The organism is Pseudomonas sp. 05N434, from assembly GCF_056396965.1.
On sequence record NZ_JBFTMK010000685.1, the window covers coordinates 1 to 2,264 of the forward strand.

The following is a 2,264-nucleotide window of genomic DNA, read 5'->3' on the forward strand; positions in this document are numbered from 1 at the left end:
CCCATGAAAAAGGCCCCGCCAGATCACTGGCGGGGCCTTTTTTGTTGCATCGAGCGTTTGCCTTACTGGGCGTCTGCCACCGGCGCTTTCTCACCGTGAGAGAGGCTGTAGACGTAAGCGGCCAGCAGGTGAACCTTGTCGTTGCCTTGCAGCTGTTCCTGCGCAGGCATCTGGCCCTGACGGCCGTAACGGATGGTCTGCTGCAGTTGAGCGAAGCTCGAACCGTAGATGAACGCTGCCGGGTGAGTCAGGTTAGGGGCGCCCATGGCCGGGGTGCCTTTGCCTTCCGGACCGTGGCAAGCCACGCAGTTGGCAGCGAACAGCTTCTGGCCGGCAACCGGGTCAGCCTTGGCGCCCTCCGGCAGTTTGCGGCCATCGAGGCTGGTCAGCACGTAAGCGGCAACGTCGCTGACGCCTTGTTCGCCGATCACTTCGGCCCAGGCCGGCATCACGGCGTGACGGCCGCCCATGATGGTGGTCTTGATGGTTGCCGCTTCACCGCCCCAGCGCCAGTCGGCGTCGGTCAGGTTAGGGAAGCCATAAGCGCCTTTGGCGTCGGAACCGTGGCAGACCGAGCAGTTGGAGGCGAACAGGCGGCCACCCATCTTCAGGGCTTGCGGGTCCTTGGCGACTTCTTCGATTGGCATGGAAGCGAACTTGGCGAAGATCGGGCCGAACTTGGCGTCCGACCTGGCCATTTCCTTTTCCCACTCGTGGACGCCGGTCCAGCCGGTCTGGCCGTTGGCGAACGCGGTCTGCTTCTCGTTATCCAGGTAGTTGTAACCTGGCAACAGGCCTTTCCAGTTACCCAGGCCCGGGTACAGGACCAGATAGCCAAGGGCGAAGATGATGGTGCCCACGAACAGCATGAACCACCATTTCGGCAGTGGGTTGTCGTACTCCTCGATCCCGTCGAAGGAGTGGCCGACCGTCTCGTCGGTCTGCTCGGCGCGCTGGCCCTTGCGGGTGGACAGCAGCAGCCAGGTCAGGGCGAAGATGGTGCCGAGACTGAGGACTGTGACGTACAGACTCCAGAACGTAGTCATTCTTTGTTACTCCTAGAAGCTTGCTCGACGTGCTTGATGGCTTCGGGATCATCCGCGAAAGGCAGCAAGGTCGCGTCTTCAAACTCCGACTTGCGCTTGGGGCTGAATACCCACAACGCCAGACCGATGAAGGCCACCATCACAACAACGGTGCCCAGGCCACGAATCATCCCGATATCCATCTAAATCACCGTTTGCTTTTGATGATGGTGCCCAGGCCTTGCAGATAGGCCACCAGCGCGTCCATTTCGGTTTTGCCCTTCACAGCATCCTTGGCGCCGGCGATGTCTTCGTCGGTGTAAGGGACGCCGAGCGTGCGCAAGACTTCCATTTTCTTGGCGGTGTCTTTGCCGTCGAGCTTGTTTTCCACGAGGAACGGGTAAGCCGGCATTTTCGACTCGGGCACCACGTTGCGCGGGTTGTACAAGTGCGCACGCTGCCAGTCATCGGAGTAACGACCGCCGACACGGGCCAGGTCCGGACCGGTACGCTTGGAACCCCACAGGAACGGGTGATCCCAGACGCTTTCACCGGCGACCGAGTAGTGGCCGTAGCGTTCGGTTTCAGCACGGAACGGGCGGATCATCTGCGAGTGGCAGCCGACACAACCGTTGGCGATGTAGATGTCGCGGCCTTCCAGTTCAAGGGCGGTACGAGGCTTCATGCCCTCGACCGGCTTGTTGGTAACGTCCTGGAAAAACAGCGGAACGATCTGGGTCAGGCCGCCGATGCTGACGGCGATAACCATGAAGAAGGCCAGCAGGCCAATATTCTTCTCGACTGCTTCATGCTTCATCAGTGAGCTCCAACTACAGCAATCTTGGCGGCGGCTTCAGCTTCAGCCGGGTCCGAGGCACGAACGGTACGGAACACGTTGTAGGCCATCAACAGCATGCCGCTGGCAAAGAACGCGCCGCCCAGGGCACGAACGATGAAACCAGGGTGGCTGGCTTGCAGCGCTTCCACGAACGAGTAGGTGAGGGTGCCGTCGTCGTTGATTGCACGCCACATCAGGCCCTGGGTGATGCCGTTGACCCACATCGAAGCGATGTACAACACGGTACCGATGGTCGCGAGCCAGAAGTGCGCGTTGATCAGGCCGGTGCTGTGCATTTGTGCACGGCCGAACAGTTTCGGGATCATGTGGTAGATGGCGCCGATCGAGATCATCGCTACCCAGCCCAAGGCGCCGGCGTGTACGTGGCCGATGGTCCAGTC

The 2,264-nt window shown here is 60.7% G+C and carries 4 protein-coding genes; all 4 read right to left on the reverse strand.

Annotation, left to right across the window (positions count from 1 at the left end; translation table 11 throughout):
* Positions 1 to 62 precede the first annotated feature (62 nt).
* The gene (ccoP, locus tag AC1DLB_RS28030; RefSeq protein WP_018925300.1) at positions 63 to 1,046 is read right to left on the reverse strand and encodes a cytochrome-c oxidase, cbb3-type subunit III; all 984 of its coding nucleotides are present in this window, start codon (positions 1,044 to 1,046) and stop codon (positions 63 to 65) included.
* Positions 1,043 to 1,228 (reverse strand): CcoQ/FixQ family Cbb3-type cytochrome c oxidase assembly chaperone, encoded by a 186-nt coding sequence (locus tag AC1DLB_RS28035; RefSeq protein ID WP_003175465.1) that lies wholly within the window; start codon positions 1,226 to 1,228, stop codon positions 1,043 to 1,045. The genes ccoP and AC1DLB_RS28035 overlap by 4 nt, the downstream gene beginning before the upstream one ends.
* Before the next feature lie 5 nt (positions 1,229 to 1,233).
* Positions 1,234 to 1,842, reverse strand: coding sequence for a cytochrome-c oxidase, cbb3-type subunit II (gene ccoO, locus AC1DLB_RS28040; RefSeq protein ID WP_018925301.1), 609 nt, complete (start codon positions 1,840 to 1,842; stop codon positions 1,234 to 1,236).
* On the reverse strand, positions 1,842 to 2,264 hold a 423-nt coding region (locus AC1DLB_RS28045; protein WP_477786087.1), incomplete at its 5' end, for a cbb3-type cytochrome c oxidase subunit I. The genes AC1DLB_RS28045 and ccoO, both read right to left, overlap by 1 nt.